The 25,656-nt window shown below is 60.5% G+C and carries 22 protein-coding genes; 4 read left to right on the top strand and 18 right to left on the bottom strand.

The features are described from left to right. Position 1: 1 nt before the first annotated feature. From ftsZ to ilvI, 18 genes are all read right to left on the bottom strand, one after another. Positions 2-1,156, bottom strand: coding sequence for a cell division protein FtsZ (ftsZ, locus tag MC269_RS15390; RefSeq protein WP_120455726.1), 1,155 nt, complete (start codon positions 1,154-1,156; stop codon positions 2-4). 69 nt (positions 1,157-1,225) lie between these two features. Beyond that, positions 1,226-2,482: a cell division protein FtsA gene (gene ftsA / locus MC269_RS15395; protein ID WP_033749492.1), complete on the bottom strand. Its 1,257-nt coding sequence runs from the start codon at positions 2,480-2,482 to the stop codon at positions 1,226-1,228. Continuing rightward, positions 2,479-3,315, bottom strand: a complete 837-nt coding sequence (ftsQ, locus tag MC269_RS15400; RefSeq protein WP_239952927.1) for a cell division protein FtsQ — start codon at positions 3,313-3,315, stop codon at positions 2,479-2,481. Before ftsQ ends, ftsA begins: the two co-directional genes overlap by 4 nt. A 1-nt stretch (position 3,316) precedes the next feature. Continuing rightward, the gene (locus tag MC269_RS15405; protein ID WP_239952928.1) at positions 3,317-4,237 is read right to left on the bottom strand and encodes a D-alanine--D-alanine ligase; all 921 of its coding nucleotides are present in this window, start codon (positions 4,235-4,237) and stop codon (positions 3,317-3,319) included. Then, positions 4,230-5,705, bottom strand: coding sequence for a UDP-N-acetylmuramate--L-alanine ligase (gene murC / locus MC269_RS15410; RefSeq protein ID WP_239952929.1), 1,476 nt, complete (start codon positions 5,703-5,705; stop codon positions 4,230-4,232). Before murC ends, MC269_RS15405 begins: the two co-directional genes overlap by 8 nt. A 69-nt stretch (positions 5,706-5,774) precedes the next feature. Beyond that, entirely contained in the window at positions 5,775-6,833 is a 1,059-nt protein-coding gene (murG, locus tag MC269_RS15415; protein ID WP_239952930.1) for an undecaprenyldiphospho-muramoylpentapeptide beta-N-acetylglucosaminyltransferase, read from the bottom strand. Continuing rightward, entirely contained in the window at positions 6,830-8,056 is a 1,227-nt protein-coding gene (gene ftsW / locus MC269_RS15420) for a cell division protein FtsW (RefSeq protein WP_239952931.1), read from the bottom strand. The genes murG and ftsW overlap by 4 nt, the downstream gene beginning before the upstream one ends. After that, positions 8,056-9,372, bottom strand: coding sequence for a UDP-N-acetylmuramoyl-L-alanine--D-glutamate ligase (gene murD, locus MC269_RS15425; protein ID WP_081138592.1), 1,317 nt, complete (start codon positions 9,370-9,372; stop codon positions 8,056-8,058). Before murD ends, ftsW begins: the two co-directional genes overlap by 1 nt. A gap of 2 nt (positions 9,373-9,374) precedes the next feature. Next, complete coding sequence (gene mraY, locus MC269_RS15430) at positions 9,375-10,457, bottom strand: phospho-N-acetylmuramoyl-pentapeptide-transferase (protein ID WP_081138594.1); 1,083 nt, start codon at positions 10,455-10,457, stop codon at positions 9,375-9,377. After that, positions 10,451-11,809, bottom strand: a complete 1,359-nt coding sequence (gene murF, locus MC269_RS15435) for a UDP-N-acetylmuramoyl-tripeptide--D-alanyl-D-alanine ligase (protein ID WP_239952932.1) — start codon at positions 11,807-11,809, stop codon at positions 10,451-10,453. Before murF ends, mraY begins: the two co-directional genes overlap by 7 nt. Then, entirely contained in the window at positions 11,806-13,293 is a 1,488-nt protein-coding gene (murE, locus tag MC269_RS15440; RefSeq protein ID WP_239952933.1) for a UDP-N-acetylmuramoyl-L-alanyl-D-glutamate--2,6-diaminopimelate ligase, read from the bottom strand. Before murE ends, murF begins: the two co-directional genes overlap by 4 nt. Beyond that, positions 13,280-15,046: a peptidoglycan glycosyltransferase FtsI gene (locus MC269_RS15445; RefSeq protein WP_239952934.1), complete on the bottom strand. Its 1,767-nt coding sequence runs from the start codon at positions 15,044-15,046 to the stop codon at positions 13,280-13,282. Before MC269_RS15445 ends, murE begins: the two co-directional genes overlap by 14 nt. 16 nt (positions 15,047-15,062) lie before the next feature. Next, positions 15,063-15,383, bottom strand: a complete 321-nt coding sequence (gene ftsL, locus MC269_RS15450; RefSeq protein ID WP_081138610.1) for a cell division protein FtsL — start codon at positions 15,381-15,383, stop codon at positions 15,063-15,065. Next, positions 15,380-16,321, bottom strand: coding sequence for a 16S rRNA (cytosine(1402)-N(4))-methyltransferase RsmH (gene rsmH / locus MC269_RS15455; protein WP_239952935.1), 942 nt, complete (start codon positions 16,319-16,321; stop codon positions 15,380-15,382). Before rsmH ends, ftsL begins: the two co-directional genes overlap by 4 nt. Positions 16,322-16,323: 2 nt before the next feature. Next, on the bottom strand, positions 16,324-16,782 hold the full coding sequence (mraZ, locus tag MC269_RS15460; RefSeq protein WP_239952936.1) for a division/cell wall cluster transcriptional repressor MraZ: 459 nt from the start codon (positions 16,780-16,782) through the stop codon (positions 16,324-16,326). Between the two features lie 486 nt (positions 16,783-17,268). Then, complete coding sequence (cra, locus tag MC269_RS15465; RefSeq protein ID WP_239952937.1) at positions 17,269-18,279, bottom strand: catabolite repressor/activator; 1,011 nt, start codon at positions 18,277-18,279, stop codon at positions 17,269-17,271. Positions 18,280-18,467: 188 nt separating this feature from the next. Next, positions 18,468-18,959, bottom strand: coding sequence for an acetolactate synthase small subunit (gene ilvN / locus MC269_RS15470; protein ID WP_081138620.1), 492 nt, complete (start codon positions 18,957-18,959; stop codon positions 18,468-18,470). Between the two features lie 2 nt (positions 18,960-18,961). Continuing rightward, positions 18,962-20,686: an acetolactate synthase 3 large subunit gene (gene ilvI, locus MC269_RS15475; RefSeq protein ID WP_239952938.1), complete on the bottom strand. Its 1,725-nt coding sequence runs from the start codon at positions 20,684-20,686 to the stop codon at positions 18,962-18,964. 736 nt (positions 20,687-21,422) lie between these two features. Here ilvI and leuL point away from each other — a divergent pair. The 4 genes from leuL to leuC all read left to right on the top strand — a co-directional run bounded on the left by leuL (position 21,423) and on the right by leuC (position 25,655). Further along, a complete protein-coding gene (leuL, locus tag MC269_RS18875) occupies positions 21,423-21,506 on the top strand; it encodes a leu operon leader peptide (protein ID WP_127908400.1) in 84 nt (27 codons plus the stop codon). A 90-nt stretch (positions 21,507-21,596) separates the two neighbouring features. Beyond that, complete coding sequence (gene leuA / locus MC269_RS15480) at positions 21,597-23,153, top strand: 2-isopropylmalate synthase (RefSeq protein ID WP_239952939.1); 1,557 nt, start codon at positions 21,597-21,599, stop codon at positions 23,151-23,153. A gap of 2 nt (positions 23,154-23,155) precedes the next feature. Further along, positions 23,156-24,247, top strand: coding sequence for a 3-isopropylmalate dehydrogenase (leuB, locus tag MC269_RS15485; RefSeq protein WP_081138628.1), 1,092 nt, complete (start codon positions 23,156-23,158; stop codon positions 24,245-24,247). 4 nt (positions 24,248-24,251) lie between these two features. Further along, positions 24,252-25,655 carry a 3-isopropylmalate dehydratase large subunit gene (gene leuC, locus MC269_RS15490; protein ID WP_239952940.1) on the top strand — a complete coding sequence of 468 codons (1,404 nt, stop codon included), beginning with the start codon at positions 24,252-24,254 and terminating at the stop codon, positions 25,653-25,655. Position 25,656 lies beyond the last annotated feature (1 nt).

Below are 25,656 nucleotides of genomic sequence, written 5' to 3' on the forward strand. Positions count from 1 at the left end.
CCTAGTCGGCCTGCTTACGCAGAAACGCTGGAATATCAAGGTAATCGGGCTCTTTGTTTGACTGCGCGCTCTGGTCGTTGACCACTTTCGCTGCCGGTTTCTGCTCCTGCGGCAGCGGCGACATGCCGTGCTGCTGGTAGCGATGATCCATAACTGGCTGGCTGGCTGGCTTGTTGGTGACCAGGGTGATTTCTGGACGCTTATCCATGCCGATGCCGGTGGCGACCACGGTCACGCGCAGTTCGTCATTCATTTCTGGATCCAGCGAGGTGCCGATAACCACGGTTGCGTTGTCAGAGGCGAAGGCGCGGATAGTGTTACCCACGGTTTCGAACTCATCCAGACGCAGGTCGAAGCCCGCCGTGATGTTGACCAGCACGCCGCGCGCGCCGGAGAGGTCGATATCTTCCAGCAGCGGGCTGGAGATCGCCATTTCGGCCGCTTCTTCCGCGCGGTCTTCACCGCAGGCGACGCCGGAACCCATCATGGCGTAGCCCATTTCAGACATCACGGTGCGCACGTCGGCGAAGTCGACGTTCATCAGGCCCGGACGCGTGATCAGTTCGGCGATGCCCTGAACCGCGCCTTTCAGCACGTCGTTGGCCGCGCCAAAGGCGTCGAGCAGAGAGATGCCGCGACCCAGCACTTTCAGCAGCTTGTCGTTCGGGATGGTGATCAGCGAGTCCACGTGCTTCGACAGCTCGGCGATGCCCTGCTCGGCAAAGGCCATGCGCTTTTTGCCTTCGAAGTTGAACGGCTTGGTCACGACCGCAACGGTCAGGATGCCCAGGTCTTTAGCGACTTCCGCCACCACAGGTGCCGCGCCGGTACCGGTACCGCCGCCCATACCCGCAGCGATAAACACCATGTCTGCTCCCTCCAGCGCAGAACGCAGTGCTTCGCGATCTTCTTCTGCAGAGGTCCGACCCACTTCCGGATTTGCCCCTGCGCCCAGACCTTTAGTGATATTGGTACCGATCTGGATCGTCTGGCCAACCGCTGTTTTACGCAACGCCTGAGCGTCGGTGTTCACAGCGAAGAATTCCACACCTTCGATACGCTCGCGTACCATGTGCTCTACGGCGTTGCCGCCGCCACCGCCGACGCCGATGACTTTAATCACCGCGTCATTGGTTAATTCCATCGGTTCAAACATGATTTCTCTCCGTTATGTGCCTGTCGCCTGGAGACCATAAACAGTGCCAGCATGGTCTCCTTTCTAAAATCAAAATTCTTTCTTCAACCAGCTATTGATGCGCTTGAACCAATTGCCCACCGATGCGCGTTTTTCCGTCTCTGCATCGCCGTTCATATGGGACTCTTTGCCATAGTGCAGCAGTCCCACTGCGGTTGAGTAATAAGGTTCCTGCGCGTAATCCGTCAATCCTGTGATATTGAGCGGCTGCCCGATACGCACCTGCGTATGAAAAACGCGCTGCGCGCAGGCGGCCAGCCCTTCAATCTGCGCCGCGCCCCCGGTCAGCACGATCCCGGCTGCCAGATGGTGCTTAACGCCCTGCTGACGCAGTTGTTCCTGAAGCTGCAGAATCTCGTCGTTGACCAGATTCAGTAATTCGGTGTAACGCGGCTCGATCACCTCTGCCAGCGTCTGTCGCTGCAGACTGCGCGGTGGACGCCCACCTACGCTCGGCACTTCGACATTTTCGTCTTTGCCGACGATAGAGCCCAGCGCGCAGCCGTGGCGGACCTTAATGGCCTCCGCGTCGGTCGGCGGCGTGCCGAAAGCGTAGGCGATATCGCTGGTGACCACATTCCCCGCGTAGGGGATCACTTTAGTGTGGCGCAGCGCGCCGCCCGTGTAGACCGCGATATCCATTGTACCGCCACCGACGTCGACAACACAGACGCCAAGCTCACGTTCATCTTCCGTCAGCACGGCGAAACTGGACGCCAGGCCGGCAAAAATCAGTTGGTCAACTTTCAGACCGCAACGTTCAACGGCTTTGACGATATTTTTCGCCATATCGTTGTGACATGTGATCAGGTGCACTTTTGCCTGCATGCGCACGCCGGAAAGACCGACCGGATTTTTAATGCCTTCCTGATAATCGATAGCGTATTCCTGAGGAATAACATGCAGGATGCGGTGCTCGTCACGCACGCGCACTGATTTCGCAGTGTGTACGACGTTTTCCACATCATCCTGAGTCACCTCCTCTTCGGAAATCGGAACCATCCCGATTTCGTTCTGACAGCTGATATGTTTGCCCGATAAGGCAAGATAGACGGAGGAGATCTGGCAATCCGCCATCAGCTCGGCCTGGTCGATGGCGCGCTGCACGCACTTCACCACCGACTCCAGATCGTTTACGCCGCCTTTATCCATACCACGAGACGGGCAGCTGCCCACCCCGATAATGTTGACCATACCATCGGGCAGAATTTCCCCAACCAGGGCGGCAACCTTCGCGGTGCCAATTTCGAGTCCAACTACCAGTTTTCTGTCCGTTGCCTTGATCATTGTTTAGCCTGTGCCTGGTTCTGTTGCTGATTACTGTCCTGGAGCTCCACCGGCTCCGGCGTCCAGCCCACGGCTGCGCCCGAGTCGTACCGCAAATCGACGTAGCTGATACGTTTGTGCTCGTTCTGCCCCTGCTGCTGCAACGCCGGATAGAGCTCAATAAATCGGTTAAGACGTTTCATCGGCTCGCCGCGCCCCAGTTCGATGCGCACATCGTCGCTGGTGACCAGCTGCCATGACCGCCGCGCCGTCATCGACGCTACCTTCAGGGTAAACTTGTTGGCTTTCAGCACGTCGCTCATGCTGTGGTAACCCGCCAACACCTCTTTCTCGCTGCCTTCTGGTCCATAGAGCATCGGCATCGCCGCTTTGCCAATATGGCTGGCCGGCACGCTGAAGGAGACGCCGTCCACATCCACCATATGGAGATCGTTCCAGCGCGCCACCGGCACATACTCCACCAGATGGATCTTCAGCTCGTCGGGCCACTGCTTGCGCACGCTGACCTGTTTAATCCAGGGTAGCCGTTCGATCTGCTGCTGGATAATGTCGACATCCTGCGACATAAAGGTGCCCGGCGCGCCCAGCGACAGAATCGCCTGGCGAATATCATCGTGCGTGGTGTAGTGGGTTTCGCCCGTCACCACCAGCCGGGAAAGCGGCAGGCGCGACGCATCGTTCATCCACTTCAGCACCACCAGCCCGCCGAAAATCATAATGCCAATGACCATCAGCAAAAAGACGATGCCGAAAAGTCTGGCCCCGTTGCTGCGCCCCGTGCGCGTGCGCTCCTGGGGTTCGCGGTTCCGTGCGTTCAGTGCCGCCTGTGACATATCAGTCGGCCAGCTCCAGAATACACGCCACCAGCTGGGAGAAGCGCATTCCCGCTTCCTTTGCCGCCATCGGCACCAGGCTGTGGCTGGTCATACCCGGCGAGGTGTTCACCTCCAGCAGCTGGAAGTTGCCCTCGCCGTCGGTCATCACGTCGACGCGACCCCATCCGCTACAGCCCAGCGCACGCCATGCATCCCAGACCAGACTCTGCAATTCCGCTTCTCGTTCCGCGCTCAATCCTGCAGGGCAGAAGTATTGAGTATCGTCAGAAATGTATTTTGCTTCATAGTCATAAAACTCGCTGGCGGTCTGAATGCGTATTGCAGGCAGAATTTGATCGCCTACAATGCCCACCGTGTACTCCGCGCCGCTAAGAAACGCCTCGATCAGCACGTCGTCGTCATGACGGAAGGCTTCGTCCAGCGCGGCCGGCAATGCCTCCGCCGCGTTGACGCGGCTGATGCCGACGCTGGAGCCTTCGCAGCTCGGCTTAACGAACAGCGGCAGGCCGAGCGCGGCAATGGCGTCGCGCGTTTCCGCCGTCAGGCCCGCCTGATACTGCTGACGCGTCAGCCAGACAAAGCGTCCTGACGGCAGGCCACGCCCCTGCCACAGCAGTTTGGTGCGCAGCTTGTCCATGGTGATGGCCGACGCCATCACGCCGCTGCCGGTATAGGGCAGCTGTAAGAATTCCAGCACTGCCTGCAGCGTGCCATCTTCACCGCCGCGCCCGTGCAGCGCGATAAACACGGCGTCGAAGCCCTGCTCTTTCAGCGTCAGCACCGAGACGTCGCGCGTATCGATCGGGTGCGCGTTAATCCCGGCTTCGCGCAGTCCGGCCAGCACCGCGCTGCCGGACATCAGCGAAACGTCGCGCTCCGCCGAGGTGCCGCCCATCAGGACGGCGACTTTATTAGCCATGACGATCCTCCGCTTTACGCTCGGGCTGCAGTTTGCACTCCGCCAGCTTGCGCGCCACTTTGCCGACGTTGCCCGCGCCCTGCACCAGAATCAGGTCGTTGCCCGACAGCAGCGGCGCCAGCATTTCCGGCAGCGCGTCATGCTCCGGCACCAGCACCGGATCGACCTTGCCGCGGCCGCGAATCGAGCGGCACAAGGCACGGCTGTCCGCGCCGGGGATCGCCGTTTCGCCCGCCGAGTAGACATCCAGCATCAGCAGGACGTCGACCTGCGACAGCACGTTGGCGAAGTCGTCGAACAGATCGCGCGTGCGCGTGTAGCGGTGCGGCTGAAACACCATTACCAGTTTTTTATCCGGCCAGCCGGCGCGCGCCGCCTTGATGGTGGCGTCGACCTCGGTCGGATGATGGCCGTAATCGTCCACCAGCATCGCCGTGCCCGGATTGCCGTTGACCGGCTCGGTCGGGTATTCGCCCAGCAGGTCGAAGCGGCGTCCGGTGCCCTGAAAGCTCTCCAGCGCGGCGAGGATGGCGTTGTCATCAATGCCCTCTTCGCTCGCCACCGCCACCGCCGCCGCGGCGTTAAGCGCGTTATGGCGGCCCGGCGCGTTCAGCGTCACCTGCAGGCGCGGCCTGTCGTGACGCACCAGCGTAAAGTGCCCCTGCGCGCCGCGCTGCTCGTAGTGCTCAATGCGCACGTCGGCGTCGTCGCTGAAGCCGTAGGTGGTGATGTGACGGCCCACGCGTGGGATCAGATCGCGGATCACCACGTCGTCGATGCACATCACCGCACGACCGTAAAACGGCAGGTTGTGCAGAAAATTGATAAAGGTCTGTTTCAGGTTCTCGAAGTCGCCCTGGTAGGTGTCCATGTGGTCAGCTTCGATATTGGTCACCACCGCCACCATCGGCTGCAGATGCAGGAAAGAGGCGTCGCTCTCGTCCGCTTCCGCAATCAGGTAGCGGCTGCTGCCGAGACGCGCGTGCGTGCCCGCCGCCTTCACCAGCCCGCCGTTGACGAAGGTGGGATCGAGCCCGCCTTCGGCATAGATGCTCGACACCATCGCGGTGGTGGTGGTTTTGCCGTGCGTGCCGGCAATGGCGATGCCGTGACGAAAACGCATCAGCTCCGCCAGCATTTCGGCGCGACGGATCACGGGAATACGCTGTTCGCGCGCCGCGACCAGTTCCGGGTTGTCCTGCGCCACCGCGCTGGAGACCACCACCACGCTGGCGTCGGTGACGTTTTCCGGGCGATGGTTGAAATAGATGGTGGCGCCCAGCGCCGCCAGATGCTGCGTTACCGCGTTCGGCGCCAGATCGGAGCCGCTGATGTGGTAACCCTCATTCGCCAACACTTCGGCAATACCGCCCATGCCAGCACCGCCGATGCCGACAAAGTGAATGTGCCGGACGCGACGCATCTCGGGCACAATGGAGCGCAGTTTTGCCAGTTGTTGTGTATTCATCGTTCTCAGTTACCTGTCATCTTAATGCGTGCCCTTCGCGGCACCGGTCAGCCATGCTGACCCGATTATTCATTTCGCGGCGCGCGCCACTTCCCGCGCGACCCGTTCGGTCGCATCGGGGATCGCCACCTGGCGGGCTTTTTCCGCCATGCTCAACAGCGTTGGGCGATCCCAGCGGCGCAGCGTCTCCGCCACGGCATCCGCAGTAAACTGCGGCTGCTCAAAAATTTTGGCTGCGCCCGCTTTCTCCAGCGGCAGCGCATTCCAGTACTGCTGACGATCTTTATGCTGAAAAGGCACGAAAATCGCCGGCAGGCCGGCGGCGGCGATTTCGCTGACGGTCAGCGCGCCGGAGCGGCAAACCACCACGTCCGCCCAGGCGTAGGCGGCGGCCATATCGTCAATAAACTCCGTGACCTTGTGCTGCGTCTGGCCGACCTGCTGGTACGCCTTAAGCACATCCTGCAGCGCGCCTTTGCCGGTCTGATGCCACAGCGTAATGCTGTCGCCCAGCGCGGCCGCCACCTGCGGCAGCGTCTGGTTCAGCACGCGCGCGCCCTGGCTGCCGCCGACCACCAGCACGCGGATCGGACCGCTGCGGTTGGTCAGACGCGCCTCCGGCAGCGGCAGCGCCAGCACGTCGGTGCGCACCGGATTCCCCACCACGTCCGCATGCGGAAAGGCGCCGGGAAACGCCTGCATCACCTTGCTGGCGATCTTTGCCAGCCACTTGTTGGTCAGGCCGGCGATGCCGTTCTGCTCGTGCAGCACCACCGGGATGCCGCAGCTCCAGGCTGCCAGGCCGCCGGGACCGGACACGTAGCCGCCCATGCCCAGCACCACGTCCGGCTGCCAGGCGCGCATAATGGCGCGCGCCTGCCGCCAGGCGTTGAAAATACGCATCGGCGCCAGCAGCAGCGCCTTAACGCCTTTGCCGCGCAGCCCGCTAATGCGGATGAATTCAATGTCGATGCCGTGCTTCGGCACCAGATCCGCTTCCATCCTGTCGGCCGTGCCGAGCCAGCGAACCTGCCATCCCTGCTCCATCAGATAGTGGGCAACGGCCAGACCGGGGAAAACATGCCCGCCGGTTCCGCCCGCCATCACCATCAAACGCTTCCCACTCATCGGGCACCTCGGGTAAACGCCTGCGCTTTGGTCAGGCGCGTTTCATAATCAATACGCAGCAAAAACACGATGGCGGTCGACATAATCAGCAGACTGGAGCCGCCGTAACTGATCAGCGGCAGCGTCAGGCCTTTGGTCGGCAGCATGCCCGCCGCCGCGCCGACGTTGACCAGCGCCTGAAAGCTGAACCACACGCCGATAGAGCAGGCGAGAAAGCCAGAAAAGCGCTGGTCGATCTCCAGTGCGCGGCGACCAATCGACATCGCACGAAAAGCCACGAAGAATACCATCAACAAAGCCAAAACCACACCGATATAACCCAGTTCCTCGCCGATGATGGAGAAGATAAAGTCGGTGTGCGCTTCCGGCAGATACTCCAGTTTTTGCACCGAGTTACCGAGCCCCTGCCCCCAGAATTCGCCGCGGCCGAAGGCCATCAGCGACTGGGTCAGCTGGTAACCGCTGCCGAAGGGATCTTCCCAGGGATTCCAGAACGAGGTGACGCGACGCATACGGTAGGGTTCGGCGATAATCAGCAGCACCACGGCGAAGATGCCGGAGCCGATGATCGCCAGGAACTGCCACAGCTTCGCGCCCGCCAGGAAGAGCATCGCCAGCGTGGTGACGAACAGCACCACCACGGTGCCGAGGTCAGGCTGCGCCAGCAGCAGCACTGCCAGCACCACCATCACGCCCATCGGTTTGCAGAAGCCCCAGAAGTTGTTGCGCACCTCTTCCACCTTTCGCACCAGATAGCTGGCGAGATAGCAGAAGAGCGACAGCTTCGACAGCTCCGCAGGCTGAATACGCAGCGGGCCGAGGGCGATCCAGCGCGAGGCGCCGTTGACCGAACTGCCCACCACCAGCACGATAAGCAGCATCACCACCGTCGCCAGCAGCATTGCGTTGCTGTAGCGCTGCCAGAAATCCATCGGCACGCGCAGCGTGACCAGCGCAATGCCGAGCCCCAGCAGAATATAAAAGGCGTCGCGCTTGGCGAAGTAGAAGGGATCGTCGTTGAGACGCTGGCCGACCGGCATCGAGGCCGAGGTCACCATCACGAAGCCGACGATCGCCAGGCCAAAGGTGAGCCACAGCAGCGTGCGGTCATAGAGCACCAGCGCAGAGTCGTCGCTTTCGCGCGCGCCCATCACCCAGTCCTTCAGGCGCGTGGCGATAAAGGTGAAGAGTCCGGCAATCAGTCCGCCGCCAGGAATACGCATCAGCCTAACTCCTTCGCCAGCTGCGCGAAGCGGTCGCCGCGCTGTTCAAAATTGCGAAACTGATCGAGGCTGGCGCAGGCGGGTGACAGCAGCACCATATCGCCAGGCTGAACCTGCGGCGCGATAAGCGCCATCGCCTGATCCATCGTCTCGGTGCGCACGGCGTTGTCGGGGCGCAGCGCCGCCAGCGCGTCGCCGTCACGGCCGAAGCAGTAAAGACGAACCTTCTCGTCCTGCACGTAGCGCGCCAGCGGAGTGAAGTCCGCGGATTTGCCGTCGCCGCCCAGCAGCAGCCAGAGTCGGCCGTTCACCTGCAGACCGTTCAGGGCCGCTTCGGTGCTGCCGACGTTGGTGGCTTTAGAGTCGTTGATCCAGCGAACGCCGTTGGCCTCGTGCGCCAGCTGGAAACGGTGCGCCAGCCCGGTAAAGCTGGTCAGCGCCGCCAGGCTGGAGGCGCGCGGCAGCCCGACGGCGTCCGCCAGCGCCAGTGCCGCCAGCGCGTTGGTGTAGTTATGCTGGCCCACCAGCTTCATCTCATCGGTGTTCAGCACCTTCTCACCCTTCACGCGCAGCCAGGTCGCGCCCTGCTGGCGGTTGAGGTGGTAGTCGCCGAAATCGACGCCGAAGCTGACGCAGCGCGCGTCGGCGCCGCGCACCGGCATGGTCATCCCATCGTCGGCGTTCACCACGCAGACGCGCGCGTTTTCATAGATGCGCAGCTTCGCGGCGCGATACTGCTGCATGCCGAGCGGATAGCGATCCATATGATCTTCGGTGACGTTGAGAATGGTCGCCGCCGCCGCTTTCAGGCTAAAGGTGGTTTCCAGCTGGAAGCTGGAGAGCTCCAGCACGTAAAGCTGCGCGGGCGACTTCAGCAGCGACAGCGCCGGCAAACCGATATTGCCGCCGACGCCCACCTGCCAGCCAGCGGCGCGCGCCATTTCGCCCACTAACGTGGTGACCGTGCTTTTACCGTTGGATCCGGTGATCGCCACGATCGGCGCCTGTGCCTCGCGGCAGAACAGTTCGATGTCGCCGACGATCTCCACGCCTGCGTCCGCCGCCTCGCTGAGCGCGGGATGCGCCAGCGCCATGCCCGGGCTGGCAACGATCAGATCCGCCGCCAGCAGCCAGTCGCTGTTCAGCCCGCCGGTGTAGCGCTCAACCTGCGCAGGCAGCTTGTCGAGCCCCGGCGGCGACACACGGGTATCCATCACGCGCGGCGTCACGCCTTGCGCTAAAAAGAAATCAACACAGGAGAGACCGGTCAGGCCCAGCCCGATAATGACGACTTTTCTGCCCCGATAGTCAGCCATAATTAGCGCACCTTCAGCGTAGCCAGGCCAATCAGCACCAGCATCAGCGAAATAATCCAGAAGCGCACGATGACGCGCGGCTCCGGCCAGCCTTTCAGTTCATAGTGATGGTGGATCGGCGCCATGCGGAAAATACGCTGACCGCGCAGCTTGAACGATCCCACCTGCAGGATCACCGACAGCGTCTCAACGACAAAAACGCCGCCCATGATCACCAGCAGGAACTCCTGACGCAGCAGCACCGCCAGCGTGCCGAGCGCGCCGCCCAGCGCCAGCGATCCGACGTCGCCCATAAAGACCTGCGCCGGATAGGTGTTGAACCACAGGAAGCCGAGCCCTGCCCCGACGATGGCGGTGCAGACGATCACCAGCTCGCCCGCGTGGCGCAGATAGGGAATATGCAGGTATTCAGCGAACTTCACGTTGCCGGTCGCCCAGGCGACCAGCGCGAAGCCTGCCGCGACAAACACGGTCGGCATAATCGCCAGGCCGTCAAGACCGTCGGTCAGGTTGACCGCGTTGCCGGTGCCGACAATCACGAAGTAGGCCAGCACCACGTAAAACAGCCCCAGCTGCGGCATGATGTCTTTAAAGAAGGGCACCACCAGCTGCGTGGCGGGCGTGCCGTTGCCGGCGGCGTAGAGCGCGAACGCCACGCCCAGCGAGATCACCGACATCCAGAAATATTTCCAGCGCGCGATCAGCCCTTTGGTGTCTTTGCGCACCACTTTGCGGTAGTCGTCGACAAAGCCGATCACGCCAAAGCCCACCAGCACCACCAGCACGCACCAGACATAGGGGTTAGAAGGATAGGCCCACATCAGCACCGACACGGTGATAGAGGTGAGGATCATAATGCCGCCCATGGTCGGCGTGCCGCGCTTGCTGAAGTGCGACTCCGGGCCGTCGTTGCGCACCACCTGGCCGATCTGCAGCTTCTGCAGCCAGGCGATCAGGCGCGGCCCCATCCATAAAGAGATAAATAACGCGGTCAGCAGGCTGACAATGGCGCGAAACGTCAAATACGAAAAGACGTTGAAGCCGGAATAAAAAGCGACCAGATGTTCGGCCAGCCAGACTAACATGTTCCCATCTCCTGTAGGTTCTGCACGACCTGCTCCATGGCAGCACTCCGCGAACCTTTAATCAAAACGGTTAATTCCCGATGTTCGGACAACAGCGTCCGTAAACGTTCCGTCAGCGCGGTTTTGTTGCTGAAATGTTCGCCAACGCCGCTGCTTTCGCTGATAAGCGCGCTCAGCAGGCCGACGCTCAGCACGCGATCGACGCCTGCGGCTTTCGCCGCCAGGCCGACTTCGCGATGACACTGCTCCGCCTCTTCGCCCAGCTCCGCCATATCACCGACCACCATCACGCGGTAGCCAGGCATTTCGCCCAGCACCTGCGCGGCGGCGGTCATCGAGCCGACGTTGGCGTTGTAGCTGTCGTCAAGCAGCAGCTGATGTTCGGCAAGGCGAATGGGGAACAGTCGGCCAGGCACCGCCTGCAGGTTTTTCAGGCCGCTTTGAATAGCGCTGAGCGGCGCATCCACCGAGAGCGCCAGCGCCGCAGCGGCCAGCGCGTTGGCGATATTGTGGCGGCCCGGCAGCGGCAGCGTAATGGCGATGTCGCCCGCTGGCGTTTGCATAGTGAAATGGGTGCCGTCGACGCTGAGTCGGATATCGCGCGCGGCGAAGTCGCTGTCGGCGGCCTGCGGCGAAAAGCGCCAGACGCGTTTGCCGTGCAGATTCGCCTGCCAGTGCGGCCAGTCGTTGCTGTCGGCGTTAAGAATAGCGGTGCCGTTAGCCGGCAGACCGTTGAAGATCTCCCCTTTCGCCTTCGCCACGCCCGCCAGCGAGCCGAAGCCTTCCAGATGCGCCGCCGCCAGGTTATTCACCAGCGCGCTCTCAGGACGCGTCAGCTCGGTGGTATAGGCGATCTCGCCCTGATGATTCGCGCCCAGCTCGATCACCGCATACTGATGCTGCGGCGTCAGGCGCAGCAGCGTCATCGGCACGCCGAAGTCGTTGTTGAGATTGCCCGCGGTGTAGAGCGTCTCACCGCACTGGCGCAGAATGGCCGCGGTCATCTCTTTGACCGAGGTTTTGCCGGAGGAGCCGGTCAGCGCCACCACGCGCGCTTTCGCCTGCTGGCGCACCCAGGCGGCCAGCTTGCCGAAGGCGATACGCGTGTCGGCGACCACCACCTGCGGCACGGAGACAGGTAAATACTTACTCACCAGCAGCGCCTGAGCGCCGCTGGCGATAGCCTCAGCGGCAAAGTCATGGGCGTCGAAGCGCTCGCCGACCAGCGCGACGAACAGGCTGCCCTGCGTCACCTTGCGCGTGTCAGTGGTCACGTCGTTCAGGGTCAGGTCGCTGCCGTGCAGCGCGCCGCCGCTGATTTCAGCCAGAGTGGTAAGGGAAACCGGGATCATGCCGTGACTCCTAATAACGCGGCAACCGTGGCGCGGTCGGAGTAATCCAGACGACGCTGCCCCACGATTTGATAATCTTCATGACCTTTGCCCGCCACCAGCACGATGTCGTCAGGCTGCGCCTGCAAAACGGCATGCGTGACCGCCTGCGCACGACCCGCCATGACGCGCGCGCGATGCGGCTCAAGCAGTCCGGTCAGAATGTCGTTGACGATAGCCTGCGGATCTTCGCTGCGCGGGTTGTCGTCGGTAATCACCACCACGTCGGCGAACTGCTCGGCAATGGCGCCCATCAGCGGGCGTTTGCCTTTATCACGGTCGCCGCCGCAGCCGAACAGGCACCACAGCTTGCCTTTGCAGTGCAGGCGTGCGGCTTCCAGCGCTTTTTCCAGCGCGTCCGGCGTATGAGCGTAATCCACTACCACGGTCGGTTTGCCCGGCGCGCTGAAGACTTCCATGCGGCCGCACACCGGCTGCAGCTGCGGCGCGGTGCGCACCAGATCGGCGAGCGGATAATCGAGCGCCAGCAGCGTGGCGCAGGCGAGCAGCAGATTGCTGACGTTGAAGGCGCCCATCAGGCGACTCTCAATCTCCCCTTCGCCCCAGCTGGAGCGAAAGCGAATATGCGCGCCGTTGTCGCGGTAGGTCACCTCTTCGGCTTTCACCCAGCGACCGTGGCAGCCCGGCTGGAGATTATTCTCCATGGTCACCGCGACGGCGTCGGGCAGCGTTGCCAGCCAGCGGCGGCCCACCTCGTCATCGGCGTTCAGGATCATTTCGCCGACCTGATGTTCGGTGAACAGCAGCTTTTTCGCCGATTCGTAGCTCTGCATGTCGCCGTGATAGTCGAGATGGTCGCGGCTCAGGTTGGTAAAGACCGCGGCGGCGAACGGCAGCGCCGCCACGCGGTGCTGCACCAGACCGTGGGAGGAGACCTCCATCGCGGTCAGCGTCGCGCCCTGCTGCGCCAGTTCGTGCAGCAGATGCTGAACGTCGACGGCCGAGCCAGTGGTATTTTCAGTGGCGCTGAGCTGTCCGAGCAGGCCATTGCCCACCGTGCCCATCACCGCGCCGGTTTCGCCCAGCAGCTGCGCCCACTGCGCCAGCAGCTGCGTCGTGGTGGTTTTACCGTTGGTGCCGGTCACGCCCACCAGCTTCTGTTTGTCGCCCGGCTGGCCGTAAAAACGTCCCGCCAGCGCGGAGAGCCGCTGCTGCAGCTGCGCCAGGTAGATAACCGGCACGCCGTGCATCTCGCGAATATCGCCATCGCTGGCTTCGCCTTCGGCTTCCGCAATCACGGCAGCCACGCCCTGCGCGATCGCCTGCGGAATAAAACGCCGTCCATCGGCGTGGTGGCCTGCGACCGCCACAAACAGATCGCCGGCGGCCGCTTTACGGCTGTCCAGTGTCATGTCTCCCAGGGGACGCGCCGGCGCGCCTGGCACCCAGGGGGCCAGCAGGTCGCGCAGGTTACGATCTGTCACTTTTTTCCTCACTTCTGTTGGTCGCCAGCTCGTTTTTATCATTGGTCGGCAACGCGTCCGGCTCGATGTTCATGGTGCGCAATACGCCGCCCATGATGGCACCGAACACCGGCGCGGAGACCGCACCGCCATAATATTTGCCGGCCTGGGGATCGTTGATCACCACCACCAGCGCAAAACGAGGGTGACTGGCAGGCGCGACGCCTGCGGTGTAAGCAATATATTTATTGACGTAACGACCGTCCGGCCCGACTTTTTTCGCCGTGCCGGTTTTGATCGCGATGCGGTAGCCTTTAATCGCCGCTTTCACGCCGCCGCCGCCTGGCAGCGCGACGCTTTCCATCATATGCACCACGGTTTTCACCAGCGATTCCGGGAAAACGCGCTCGCCCGCGACGGGCGGATCGACCTTGGTGATCGACAGCGGGCGATGAATGCCGTAGCTGCCGATGGTCGCGTAGACACGCGCTAACTGTAACGGCGTTACCATTAGCCCGTAGCCGAAAGAGAAGGTGGCCCTCTCTATGTCAGACCACCGTTGTTTTTGAGGGTATAAGCCACTACTTTCCCCGACCAGCCCCAAATTGGTCGGTTTACCCAACCCAAAGCGCGCGTAAGTATCTACCAGCGCTGAGGAGGGCATCGCTAACGCCAGTCGTGAAACACCGACGTTACTCGACTTCTGCAGAACCCCGGTAAGGGTCAGTTCGTTGTAGCGCGCCACGTCTTTGATCTCATGACCGTTAACGCGATACGGCACGGTATTTAGGACGCTGTTCTCTCGTACCACGCCGCGCTGCAGCGCCGTCATCACCACCATCGGCTTCACGGTTGAGCCGGGTTCGAAAATATCGGTGATGGCGCGGTTGCGCATCATCTCTTTCGGCGTGTTGCTGAGGTTATTGGGGTTGTAGGCGGGGCTGTTGGCCATCGCCAGCACTTCGCCGGTGTTGACGTCCACCAGCACGGCCGTGCCCGATTCAGCTTTGTTGAACGCGACGGCGTTATTGAGTTCGCGATAGACCAGCGCCTGCAGACGTTCGTCGATGCTCAGCGTCAGGTTATGGGCGGCGCGGCTGTCGACAGAGGAGATATCTTCTATGACGCGGCCGTTGCGGTCTTTACGCACCGTACGCTCGCCCGGCGCGCCGGTCAGCCACTTATCGAAGCTCTTCTCGATGCCTTCGATGCCCTGGCCGTCGATATTAGTAAAGCCGATCAGGTGAGAGGTCACCTGACCGGCCGGATAGTAGCGGCGCGACTCTTCGCGCAGATGGATGCCGGGCAGCTTGAGCTTTTTAACGTAGTCGCTGATAGCGGGGCTGACCTGGCGCGCCAGGTAGATAAAGCGCCCTTTTGGGTTGGCGTTGACGCGCGTCGCCAGCTGATCGAGCGGGATAGAGAGCGCGTCAGAGAGCGCTTTCCAGCGGCTGTCGAGGGTGACGCCGCCCGCGTCATGCAGCTCTTTCGGATCGGCCCAGATGGCGTTGACCGGCACGCTGACCGCCAGCGGACGCCCGGCGCGATCGCTGATCATGCCGCGCGCGGTTGGGATCGCCTGCACGCGCAGAGAGCGCAGATCGCCCTCTTTCACCAGCTTATCCGGGCTGATGACCTGGAGCCAGGCGACGCGCGACAGCAGGCCGCCCAGCGCCAGTAAAATACAGCCGCACAGCAACGCAAAACGCCAGCTTACAAAGCTGGCTTTATCTTCCTGTTTTCTCACCTTCAGCGTTTTGCTTGCGCCGCTCATTGCGATTTAGCGTTCCTTATTTCTGTACCACGATGTTTTCCTGTGACGGATCAACATGCTGCAGCTGTAGCTTCTCGGTGGCGATGCGCTCCACCCGGCTATGATCGCCCAGCGCGTTCTCTTCAAGGATCAGGTTACGCCATTCAATGTCCAGCGCGTCGCGCTCCAGTACCAGCTGCTCGCGCTGCGCGGTCAGCAGACGCGTTTTGTGCGTCGTGGTGACCACCGTCACGGCCGACACCAGCACGGCGATCAGCAGGATCACCGGGATTTTGCCGAAGCGCAGCAGATCGCCACCAATGACGCCCGGCAGGCTGTGACGTTCGTTGCCGATCATGCGTCGGTTCTCTCAGCGATGCGCAATACCGAACTGCGCGCGCGCGGGTTATCCGCCACTTCCGCCTCGCCCGGCGTCATTTTGCCGAGCAGCTTTAGCTGACGTCCGCCCAGCGCTTTCAGCTGCGCTTCAGTCATCGGCAGGCCGGCCGGCACCTGCGGGCCGCGGCTCTGGTCGCGCATAAAACGCTTCACCAGGCGATCTTCCAGCGAGTGGAAGCTGATGACGGACAGACGCCCTTCCGGCGCCAGCGCCGACAACGCCCCTTTCAGCGCGGTGTCAATCTCTTCCAGCTCGCTGTTGATCCAGATGCGGATCGCCTGAAAGCTGCGCGTCGCCGGATGCTTGAATTTATCTTTCACCGGCGTCGCCGCGGCGATCACTTCGGCCAGCTCTTTGGTGCGCGTCATCGGCTGCTCGCGATTGCGCTCAACGATGGCGCGCGCGATGCGTTTGGCGAAACGCTCTTCGCCGTAGGTCTTCAGCACAAAGGCGATATCCGCCTCTTCCGCCTGCAGCAGCCACTCGGCCGCCGACTGGCCGCGCGTCGGATCCATACGCATATCGAGCGGTCCGTCGCGCATAAAGGAGAAGCCGCGCTCCGCGTCGTCCAGCTGCGGCGAGGAGACGCCTAAATCGAGCAGGATGCCGTTAATTTTGCCGCTGAGTTCCAGCGCCTCGACATACTCCGCCAGCGCGGAGAAAGGGCCATGCACAATCGAGAAGCGCGGGTCCGTGATTTCGGCGGCGGCCGCGATAGCCTGCGGGTCGCGATCGATGGCGATAAGCCGTCCCTGCGCGCCCAGCTGCGACAGAATCAAACGCGAATGTCCGCCGCGACCAAAGGTGCCGTCGATGTAGATGCCGTCTTCCCTGATATTGAGGCCGTTAACCGCCTCGTCCAGCAGCACCGTGGTATGTTTAAAATTTTCCTGCATAGCTATAGCGACAAGTCCTGCAACCGTTCAGATAAAGGTTCCTGAGCCGACTGTTCTGCGTCAATATCATCCTTAACTTGTTGATACCAGGTCTGTTCATCCCACAGTTCAAACTTGTTGAACTGGCCGACCAGCATCACTTCTTTCGTCAGGTGCGCGTGTTGACGAAGGGTATTCGCCAGCAGTAAGCGGCCTGCGTTATCCATCTGACACTCACTGGCATGCCCTAACAGCAGTCGCTGAACGCGACGCTCGACGGGGTTCATGCTGGATAAGCGAGACAGCTTTTTTTCAATGATTTCCCATTCGGGCAGGGGATAAAGGAGCAGGCAGGGTTGATGAAGGTCGATGGTGCATACCATCTGCCCTTGAGATTCCCCGATCAGCTGGTCGCGATAGCGCGTTGGTACGGCCAGTCGCCCCTTGCTGTCGAGATTGACTAACGTTGCTCCACGGAACATGCCAGCCTTCCCCTCAGCTCCCCATTTTCACCACTTTATCCCACTTTTTACCACGCCACGAGTTTACGGAGGCGATGAAATCATTGTCAAGCCGAAGCGCGGCGGGAATATAACTATTTACAAGGGGTAATTTCGCTGATTGAAAAGCAACAAAGCGGGGAAAAGGGCAATTTCAAAAATTAACCTGATGAATAATGGTATAAAAACAGCAAGCCTTAAAAAAATGATTAAAAATAAAGCTGACCGCCTGCGGGAATATTCTTCACGGTTTCTGAGACAGGGGCTGCATTTTAGGGGATTTCTGAACGTCTCGTCGCTGCACCTTACGTGACGAGCACCGTGAGCAAGCGCAAGATCTGGACATTTTACAAACACATCGCGGCTAATGTGTTAGGTAAGGTGTCGCATATTTACGCTTTTTTACCCTAAAAATTGACGAACATTAATGCGAGAAAATTTAAGGGCAGCGGCGTCGCTGCCTGTTGGCTATTTAACTTTGCGGCTCAGCTGACCGCGACGGAATAAATTACGTCGAATACGGGTTAATCCCGGTTTCGGTTTTCGCGGTTCATCAAGCGAAGCCAGAACTAACTCCAGCACGCGCTCCGCCACGTCGCGATGACGCTGCCCAACCGCCAGCACCGGACACTCCAGAAAGTCCAGTAATTCGTGGTCGCCAAATGTGGCGATCGCGAGGTCGGTTGGCAGGCGCCCGTCACGTTTTAGCGTCACGTCCATCACGCCCTGCAGCAGGCCGAACGAAGTGGTGAAAAGCGCCTCCGGCATCTCGTGATCGTCGAGATATTTTTCGAACAGCGCCGCGGCCGCCGTGCGTTCGAAGCTGTTGCAGTAGATATAGTCGACAGGACGCGGATCCGCTTTCCAGGCGTCGCGGAAGCCCATTTCCCGCAGAAAACTCACGGAAAGCTCTGGCAGCGCGCCGAGAAACAGCACATTTTTCACCGGAAGCTGACGCAATTCAGCCGCCAGAGTGAAAGAGTCGTCCTGATCGGCGCCAACCACGCTGGTGAAGTGTTCACGATCCAGCGCGCGGTCCAGCGCGATAATCGGCAGCGGATCGTGGATCCAGCGCTGATAGAACGGATGCTCCGGCGGCAGCGAGGTGGAGACGATGATCGCATCCACCTGACGCTGCAGCAGATGTTCGATACAGCGCATCTCGTTGTCAGGCTGATCTTCCGAGCAGGCGATCAGCAGCTGATAGCCGCGCTGACGCGCCTGCCGCTCCAGATAGTTGGCGATGCGGGTATAGCTGGTGTTCTCCAGATCGGGGATCACCAGGCCGATAGAGCGCGTGCGGCCGGCCCGCAGGCCCGCCGCCACGGCATTAGGGTGATAGTTATGTTCACGCACCACCGCCATCACTTTCTCGACGGTTTTTTCGCTGACACGATACTGCCGCGCCTTGCCATTGATGACATAACTGGCCGTGGTGCGCGACACGCCTGCCAGACGCGCGATTTCATCCAGTTTCACGATAACTCCATACTTCACGGCAAGCCGAGCTGCGGCAGATGCCCGCAACTAAGCTAAGGGTAACTCGTTTGTCACATCTAACAGCAGAATAGTGCGTCGAGCAACCGCTTTTCACAGCGATCCCTGCATAGCGCATAAAATAAAAAAACCCGGCATTACGCCGGGTTAGAGACAGTCACCTGGCGTGATTAACGCATAATGCGATCGCCGCGCGACACGCCGACGATGCCGGAACGCGCCACTTCAACGATTTCCGCTACTTCACGCACCGTACTGAGGAAGGCGTCGAGCTTGTCGCTGGTGCCCGCCAGCTGAACCGTGTACAGCGTCGGCGTCACGTCGATAATCTGACCGCGGAAGATTTCAGCGCTGCGCTTCACCTCTTCGCGTCCATAGCCGGTGGCCTGCAGCTTCACCAGCATAATTTCGCGCTCGACATAGGCGCCCTGCCCCAGTTCACTGACGCGCAGCACGTCCACCAGCTTGTGCAGCTGCTTTTCAATCTGCTCCAGCACTTTTTCGTCGCCGACGGTCTGAATTGTCATGCGCGACAGCGTTGGATCGTCGGTGGGCGCAACGGTCAGGCTCTCGATGTTGTAGCCGCGCTGGGAAAACAGCCCCACCACGCGAGACAATGCGCCGGATTCGTTCTCCAGCAGAACCGATAAAATACGACGCATAATTAAGTCCTCTCCGTTTTGCTCAACCACATCTCATCCATCGACCCGCCGCGGATCTGCATTGGGTAGACGTGCTCGCTGCCGTCGACGGTAACGTCGACGAACACCAGACGCCCTTTCGCCAGCGTGTCCAGCGCCAGCTGCAGCTTCTCTTCCAGTTCGGAAGGATGCTGAATCGCGATGCCGACATGGCCGTACGCTTCGGCCAGGCGCACGAAGTCAGGCAGCGATTCCATATAAGACTGCGAATGGCGGCCGGAATAGATCATATCCTGCCACTGCTTCACCATGCCGAGCACGCGGTTGTTGAGGCTCAGCACCAGTACCGGCAGATCGTACTGCAGCGCGGTAGAGAGCTCCTGGATATTCATCTGGATGCTGCCGTCGCCGGTGACGCAGATCACCGTCTCTTCCGGCAGCGCCATCTTGACGCCCAGCGCGGCCGGCAGGCCGAAGCCCATGGTGCCCAGTCCGCCGGAGTTGATCCAGCGGCGCGGTTTATCAAAGGGATAGTAGAGCGCCGCGAACATCTGATGCTGACCGACATCCGAAGTGACATACGCGTCGCCATAGGTCAGACGCCAGATAGTCTCGATCACCGCCTGCGGCTTAATCTTGTCGCTGTTGCGGTCGAACGCCAGACATTGACGGCTGCGCCAGCCTTCGATGCTCTGCCACCAGTCGCGCAGGCTGTCGAATTCCTGCTTTGTCTCGCTCTGCGCCAGCAGCTCCAGCATCTGCTGCAGCGTCTGTTTCGCATCGCCGACGATAGGAATGTCCGCCGCGACGGTTTTCGAGATCGAGGTCGGATCGATGTCGATATGCAGCACCGTGGCGTTCGGGCAATATTTGGCCAGATTGTTGGTGGTGCGATCGTCGAAGCGCACGCCGACAGCGAAGATCAGGTCGGCGTTGTGCATCGTCATATTGGCTTCATAGGTGCCGTGCATGCCGAGCATGCCCACCGACTGGCGATGGGTGCCGGGAAACGCCCCTAGCCCCATTAGCGAGCTGGTCACCGGGATGTTCAGCGTTTCAGCCAGTTGCAGCAGTTCCGCCTCGCATGAGGAGGTGATCGCCCCGCCGCCAACGTACATCACCGGCTTGTGCGCGGCCAGCAGCGTGTTTAAGGCGCGCTTGATCTGTCCTTTATGCCCCTGAATGGTCGGATTATAGGAGCGCATGCTCACCGAGTCCGGATAGACGTAGGGTAGCTTGTTGGCCGGATTGAGAATATCTTTCGGCAGATCGATAACCACCGGGCCTGGCCGCCCGCTGGCCGCCAGCCAGAAGGCTTTTTTCAGCACCGTCGGGATCTCTTCGGTGCTCTTCACCAGAAAACTGTGCTTCACCACCGGGCGGGAGATCCCCACCATATCGCACTCCTGAAAGGCGTCGTAGCCGATCAGCGAGGAAGGCACCTGGCCCGACAGGATCACCAGCGGAATCGAGTCCATATAGGCGGTGGCGATCCCGGTAATGGCGTTGGTCGCGCCGGGACCCGAGGTCACCAGCACCACGCCGACTTCGCCCGTGGCGCGCGCCAGGCCGTCGGCCATATGCACGGCGCCCTGCTCGTGGCGCACCAGTATGTGATCAATTCCGCCCACGGTTTGCAGCGCGTCGTAAATATCCAGCACCGCGCCGCCCGGATAACCGAACACCTGCTTTACGCCCTGATCGATTAACGAACGGACGACCATTTCGGCTCCTGACAACATCTCCATCTTCTGCCTCCAGGCTTGGGGAGCGGAGGTCGGCAACCTGCGCATTGCAGCGCGCCGCCGATATCCAGCTCTGATTCGCCAGTTAATATCAAAAACTTATGTTTATGCGCAGACAGCGAAGGTGGTTCACGCTGTCCAGATACAGAGAAATCTGTCTGGTTGATTGTTTTAAGAGTTGGTCGATTACCATAACCGTAGAAAACCTGGCAGGCAAACGTCAGACGGCTCTCTTATCGCTAATCTGGCCTTAAAGGCTCTGCGCGATAAGAAATCTGCGCGAGGATTTATCTAATTCGCTGCGATTTAGGTAGAAGAAAATGCTGGGGGTGAAAACATTTTTAGCGGGTTATAAGAAATAACAAAAAATTAATTTCTTTGCTGCTGGCTCACAATCCGCCAGAGAGATTCATTTCTGGCGTGATTAACTCTGAAATAAAGCCAGCACACGATATTGTTCCGCGCTAAACCGCGCGACGCTTTTTACTATCAGGTGAAAACAATCAAATAAACACATTTAATTCAAACAGATAAAATATTTAGCCTGCGCTTTTGCGGTCGCGGTCGACGCTGGCCGCCGCGCGCGTCGCCAAACCTCGCCGGTTTCACCAGAGCAGCGCTAAATGACAGGATTTTTTTCTTAATGCGCCGGCAAAAATAGCCTTTTACTTATGGTTGACATCCCGACCCGATTCCAGTACCAATATGTGCAGCACAACATTTTACGAGGTTCGAATCCATGTTTCATTCATTCCGCCTACTCGGTCTACTACTTAACGCATTCAGTTTGCGCGGTAGACTCGTGGGCAGAATCAAACACTGATTCGAACCTGCTGAAAGTTAAAAACCCGCGCCCTGCGCGGGTTTTTTTATGCTCGTTGCACGGTGAAGTTAACGCATAAGGATGAATACGATGAGCCAGCAAGTCATTATTTTCGATACCACTCTGCGCGACGGTGAGCAGGCATTACAGGCCAGCCTGAGTGTGAAAGAAAAATTGCAGATCGCACTGGCGCTGGAGCGTATGGGTGTCGACGTGATGGAAGTCGGTTTTCCGGTTTCATCGCCGGGCGACTTCGAATCCGTACAGACCATCGCGCGCACCATTAAAAACAGCCGGGTCTGCGGACTGGCGCGCTGCGTCGAGAAAGATATCGACGCCGCCTATGAAGCGCTGCGCGTGGCGGAGGCCTATCGTATCCACACCTTTATCGCCACCTCGCCGATGCATATCGCCACCAAACTGCGCAGCACCCTGCCTGAGGTGATTGAACGCGCGGTGCACATGGTGAAGCGCGCGCGCAACTATACCAGCGACGTCGAATTTTCCTGCGAAGATGGCGGCCGCACGCCGATCGACGACCTGTGTCGCGTGGTAGAAGCGGCGATCAACGCCGGCGCCACCACCATCAACATTCCTGACACCGTGGGTTACACCCTGCCCGGAGAGTACGCCAGCATCATCAGCCAGCTGATCAACCGTGTGCCGAATATCGACAAAGCGATCCTGTCGGTGCACACCCATGACGATTTAGGCATGGCGACCGGCAACGCGCTGGCGGCCGTGCAGGCCGGCGCGCGCCAGGTCGAAGGCACGCTGAACGGCCTGGGCGAACGCGCCGGCAACTGCGCGCTGGAAGAGGTGATCATGGCGATCAAAACCCGCCAGCAGATCCTGAACGTGCACACCAACATCCAGCATCAGGAAATTTACCGTACCAGCCAGATGGTGAGCCAGATCTGCAATATGCCGATCCCGGCCAACAAGGCAGTGGTCGGCTCCAACGCCTTCGCCCACTCTTCCGGCATTCATCAGGACGGCGTGCTGAAGAACCGCGAGAACTATGAAATCCTGACGCCGGAGTCGATCGGCCTGCATAAAATCCAGCTGAACCTGACCTCGCGTTCCGGCCGCGCCGCAGTGAAACATCGTATGGAAGAGATGGGCTATAAAGAGAGCGACTACAGCCTGGACGCGCTGTATGACGCCTTCCTGAAACTGGCCGATAAAAAAGGCCAGGTGTTTGATTACGACCTGGAAGCGCTGGCCTTTATCAACAAACAGCATGAAGAGCCGGAGCATTTCCAGCTGAACGAGTTCAACGTGCAGACCGGCACCAGCGTCACGGCGACTGCCTCGGTGCAGCTGGGCTGCGGCGAAGAGACCAAAGCGGACGCCGCCACCGGCAACGGTCCGGTCGACGCGGTTTATCAGGCGATCAACCGCATTACCGGCTTTGAAGCTGAGCTGATGCACTACAAGTTAACGGCGAAAGGCCACGGCGAGAACGCGCTGGGCCAGGTCGATATCGTGGTCAACTACAACGGCCGCAAATTCCACGGCGTCGGCCTGGCGACCGATATCGTCGAGTCCTCCGCCAAAGCGATGGTGAACGCCCTGAACAATATCTGGCGTGCCAAAGAAGTTGAAAAAGAACTGCAGCGCAAATTTCAGAAGGAAACGGTGTAACTATGTCTACCTCTTCTCATATCGCAGTATTGCCTGGCGACGGCATCGGCCCGGAAGTGATGGCGCAGGCCATGAAGGTGCTGGACGCGATTCGTCACCGCTTTGATATGCGCATCACCACCAGCGAATATGACGTCGGCGGCATCGCCATCGACCGTCACGGCGAACCGCTGCCGCCTGCCACCGTCGCAGGCTGCGAGCAGGCCGACGCCATTCTGTTCGGCTCGGTTGGCGGTCCGAAATGGGAGCATCTGCCGCCCGCGTCGCAGCCAGAGCGCGGCGCGCTGCTGCCGCTGCGTAAGCATTTCAAACTGTTCAGCAACCTGCGCCCGGCCGCGCTCTATCAGGGTCTGGAAGCGTTCTGTCCGCTGCGCGCCGATATCGCCGCGAAAGGGTTCGATATCCTGTGCGTGCGCGAGCTGACCGGCGGCATTTACTTCGGCCAGCCGAAAGGCCGTGAAGGCAGCGGTCCGCACGAGCGCGCCTTCGACACCGAGGTTTACCACCGTTTTGAGATTGAGCGCATCGCCCGCATCGCCTTTGAGTCGGCGCGCAAGCGTCGCAATAAAGTCACCTCTGTCGACAAAGCCAACGTGCTGCAGACCTCGGTGATGTGGCGCGAAATCGTCAATGAAGTGGCGAAAGATTACCCCGACGTGCAGCTGAGCCATATCTACATCGACAACGCCACCATGCAGCTGATCAAAGACCCGTCGCAGTTCGACGTGCTGCTCTGCTCCAATCTGTTCGGCGACATTCTCTCTGACGAATGCGCGATGATCACCGGCTCAATGGGCATGCTGCCCTCCGCCAGCCTGAACGAAGAGGGTTTTGGCCTGTATGAGCCAGCAGGCGGCTCCGCGCCGGACATCGCCGGGCAGAATATCGCTAACCCGGTGGCGCAGATCCTGTCGCTGTCGCTGCTGCTGCGCTACAGCCTGAATGCCGACGCCGCCGCCGACAGCATCGAGCGCGCCATCAGCCGCGCGCTGGAAGAAGGCTATCGCACCCGAGATTTGGCCGGTGACGGCCCTGCCGTCTCCACTGATGAGATGGGCAGCATCATTGCCCGCTTTATCGCCGAGGAAAAATAAAATAATGAAAACTTTATACCAGAAGTTATTTGATGCACATGTCGTTCACGAAGCGCCCAACGAGACGCCGCTGCTCTATATCGATCGTCACCTGATCCACGAGGTGACGTCGCCGCAGGCCTTTGACGGTCTGCGCGCCCACGGCCGCAAGGTGCGTCAGCCGTCGAAGACCTTCGCCACCATGGATCACAACGTCTCGACCCAGACCAAAGACATCAACGCCTCCGGCGAGATGGCGCGCATCCAGATGCAGGAGCTGATCAAGAACTGCGCCGAGTTCGGCGTGCAGCTCTATGACCTGAACCACCCGTTCCAGGGCATCGTGCACGTTATTGGGCCTGAGCAGGGCATGACGCTGCCGGGCATGACCATCGTCTGCGGCGATTCGCACACCGCGACCCACGGCGCATTCGGTTCGCTGGCCTTCGGCATCGGCACCTCGGAAGTGGAGCATGTCTTCGCCACCCAGACGCTGAAGCAGGGTCGTGCCAAAACCATGAAAATTGAAGTGCTGGGCGACGCCGCAACGGGCATCACCGCCAAAGATATCGTGCTGGCGATTATCGGTAAAACCGGCAGCGCGGGCGGCACCGGCCACGTAGTGGAGTTCTGCGGCCCGGCTATCGAAGCGCTGAGCATGGAAGGCCGTATGACGCTGTGCAATATGGCTATCGAGATGGGCGCCAAAGCGGGCCTGGTGGCGCCGGACGACACCACCTTTAACTACCTGAAAGGTCGTCAGTTCGCGCCGCAGGGCGAGAAGTGGGAGCAGGCGGTGGAATACTGGCGCACCCTGAAGTCGGACGAAGGCGCGCACTATGACGCCGTGGTGACGCTGAACGCCGCCGACATCGCGCCGCAGGTGACCTGGGGCACCAACCCGGGCCAGGTGATCGCCGTGGATCAGCTGATCCCCAATCCAGCCTCGTTTGCCGATCCGGTCGAGCGCGCCTCCGCCGAGAAGGCGCTGGCCTATATGAATCTGCAGCCGGGCATTCGCCTGACCGACGTGGCGATCGACAAGGTGTTTATCGGCTCCTGCACCAACTCGCGCATCGAAGATTTGCGCGCCGCAGCGGCCATCGCCAAAGGACGCAAGGTCGCGCCGGGCGTGGTGGCGATGGTGGTGCCAGGCTCCGGTCCGGTGAAAGCGCAGGCGGAAGCGGAAGGTCTGGACAAGATTTTCCTCGAAGCCGGTTTCGAATGGCGCCTGCCGGGCTGCTCAATGTGTCTGGCGATGAATAATGACCGTCTGAATCCAGGCGAGCGCTGCGCCTCGACCAGCAACCGTAACTTTGAAGGTCGTCAGGGCCGTGGCGGACGCACCCATCTGGTTAGCCCGGCGATGGCCGCCGCAGCGGCTGTTTCCGGCCACTTTGCCGATATCCGTGAACTGACAGGAGCTTGAT

Origin of the sequence: Pantoea sp. Z09 (assembly GCF_022394795.1) — a bacterium.
GTDB lineage: Bacteria > Pseudomonadota > Gammaproteobacteria > Enterobacterales > Enterobacteriaceae > Pantoea > Pantoea latae.

Bases quoted from the DNA above. Each gene is read 5' to 3' on its own strand.
- ftsL (WP_081138610.1), bottom strand. From the start codon at position 15,383: ATGATCGGCAACGAACGTCACAGCCTGCCGGGCGTCATTGGTGGCGAT.
- rsmH (WP_239952935.1), bottom strand. From the start codon at position 16,321: ATGCAGGAAAATTTTAAACATACCACGGTGCTGCTGGACGAGGCGGTT.
- leuB (WP_081138628.1), top strand. From the start codon at position 23,156: ATGTCTACCTCTTCTCATATCGCAGTATTGCCTGGCGACGGCATCGGC.
- mraY (WP_081138594.1), bottom strand. From the start codon at position 10,457: ATGTTAGTCTGGCTGGCCGAACATCTGGTCGCTTTTTATTCCGGCTTC.
- mraZ (WP_239952936.1), bottom strand. From the start codon at position 16,782: ATGTTCCGTGGAGCAACGTTAGTCAATCTCGACAGCAAGGGGCGACTG.
- ilvI (WP_239952938.1), bottom strand. From the start codon at position 20,686: ATGGAGATGTTGTCAGGAGCCGAAATGGTCGTCCGTTCGTTAATCGAT.
- ftsW (WP_239952931.1), bottom strand. From the start codon at position 8,056: ATGCGTATTCCTGGCGGCGGACTGATTGCCGGACTCTTCACCTTTATC.
- leuC (WP_239952940.1), top strand. From the start codon at position 24,252: ATGAAAACTTTATACCAGAAGTTATTTGATGCACATGTCGTTCACGAA.
- murC (WP_239952929.1), bottom strand. From the start codon at position 5,705: ATGAATACACAACAACTGGCAAAACTGCGCTCCATTGTGCCCGAGATG.
- murF (WP_239952932.1), bottom strand. From the start codon at position 11,809: ATGATCCCGGTTTCCCTTACCACTCTGGCTGAAATCAGCGGCGGCGCG.
- leuA (WP_239952939.1), top strand. From the start codon at position 21,597: ATGAGCCAGCAAGTCATTATTTTCGATACCACTCTGCGCGACGGTGAG.
- ftsZ (WP_120455726.1), bottom strand. From the start codon at position 1,156: ATGTTTGAACCGATGGAATTAACCAATGACGCGGTGATTAAAGTCATC.
- leuL (WP_127908400.1), top strand. From the start codon at position 21,423: ATGTTTCATTCATTCCGCCTACTCGGTCTACTACTTAACGCATTCAGT.
- MC269_RS15445 (WP_239952934.1), bottom strand. From the start codon at position 15,046: ATGAGCGGCGCAAGCAAAACGCTGAAGGTGAGAAAACAGGAAGATAAA.
- ftsQ (WP_239952927.1), bottom strand. From the start codon at position 3,315: ATGTCACAGGCGGCACTGAACGCACGGAACCGCGAACCCCAGGAGCGC.
- ftsA (WP_033749492.1), bottom strand. From the start codon at position 2,482: ATGATCAAGGCAACGGACAGAAAACTGGTAGTTGGACTCGAAATTGGC.
- MC269_RS15405 (WP_239952928.1), bottom strand. From the start codon at position 4,237: ATGGCTAATAAAGTCGCCGTCCTGATGGGCGGCACCTCGGCGGAGCGC.
- murD (WP_081138592.1), bottom strand. From the start codon at position 9,372: ATGGCTGACTATCGGGGCAGAAAAGTCGTCATTATCGGGCTGGGCCTG.
- murG (WP_239952930.1), bottom strand. From the start codon at position 6,833: ATGAGTGGGAAGCGTTTGATGGTGATGGCGGGCGGAACCGGCGGGCAT.
- ilvN (WP_081138620.1), bottom strand. From the start codon at position 18,959: ATGCGTCGTATTTTATCGGTTCTGCTGGAGAACGAATCCGGCGCATTG.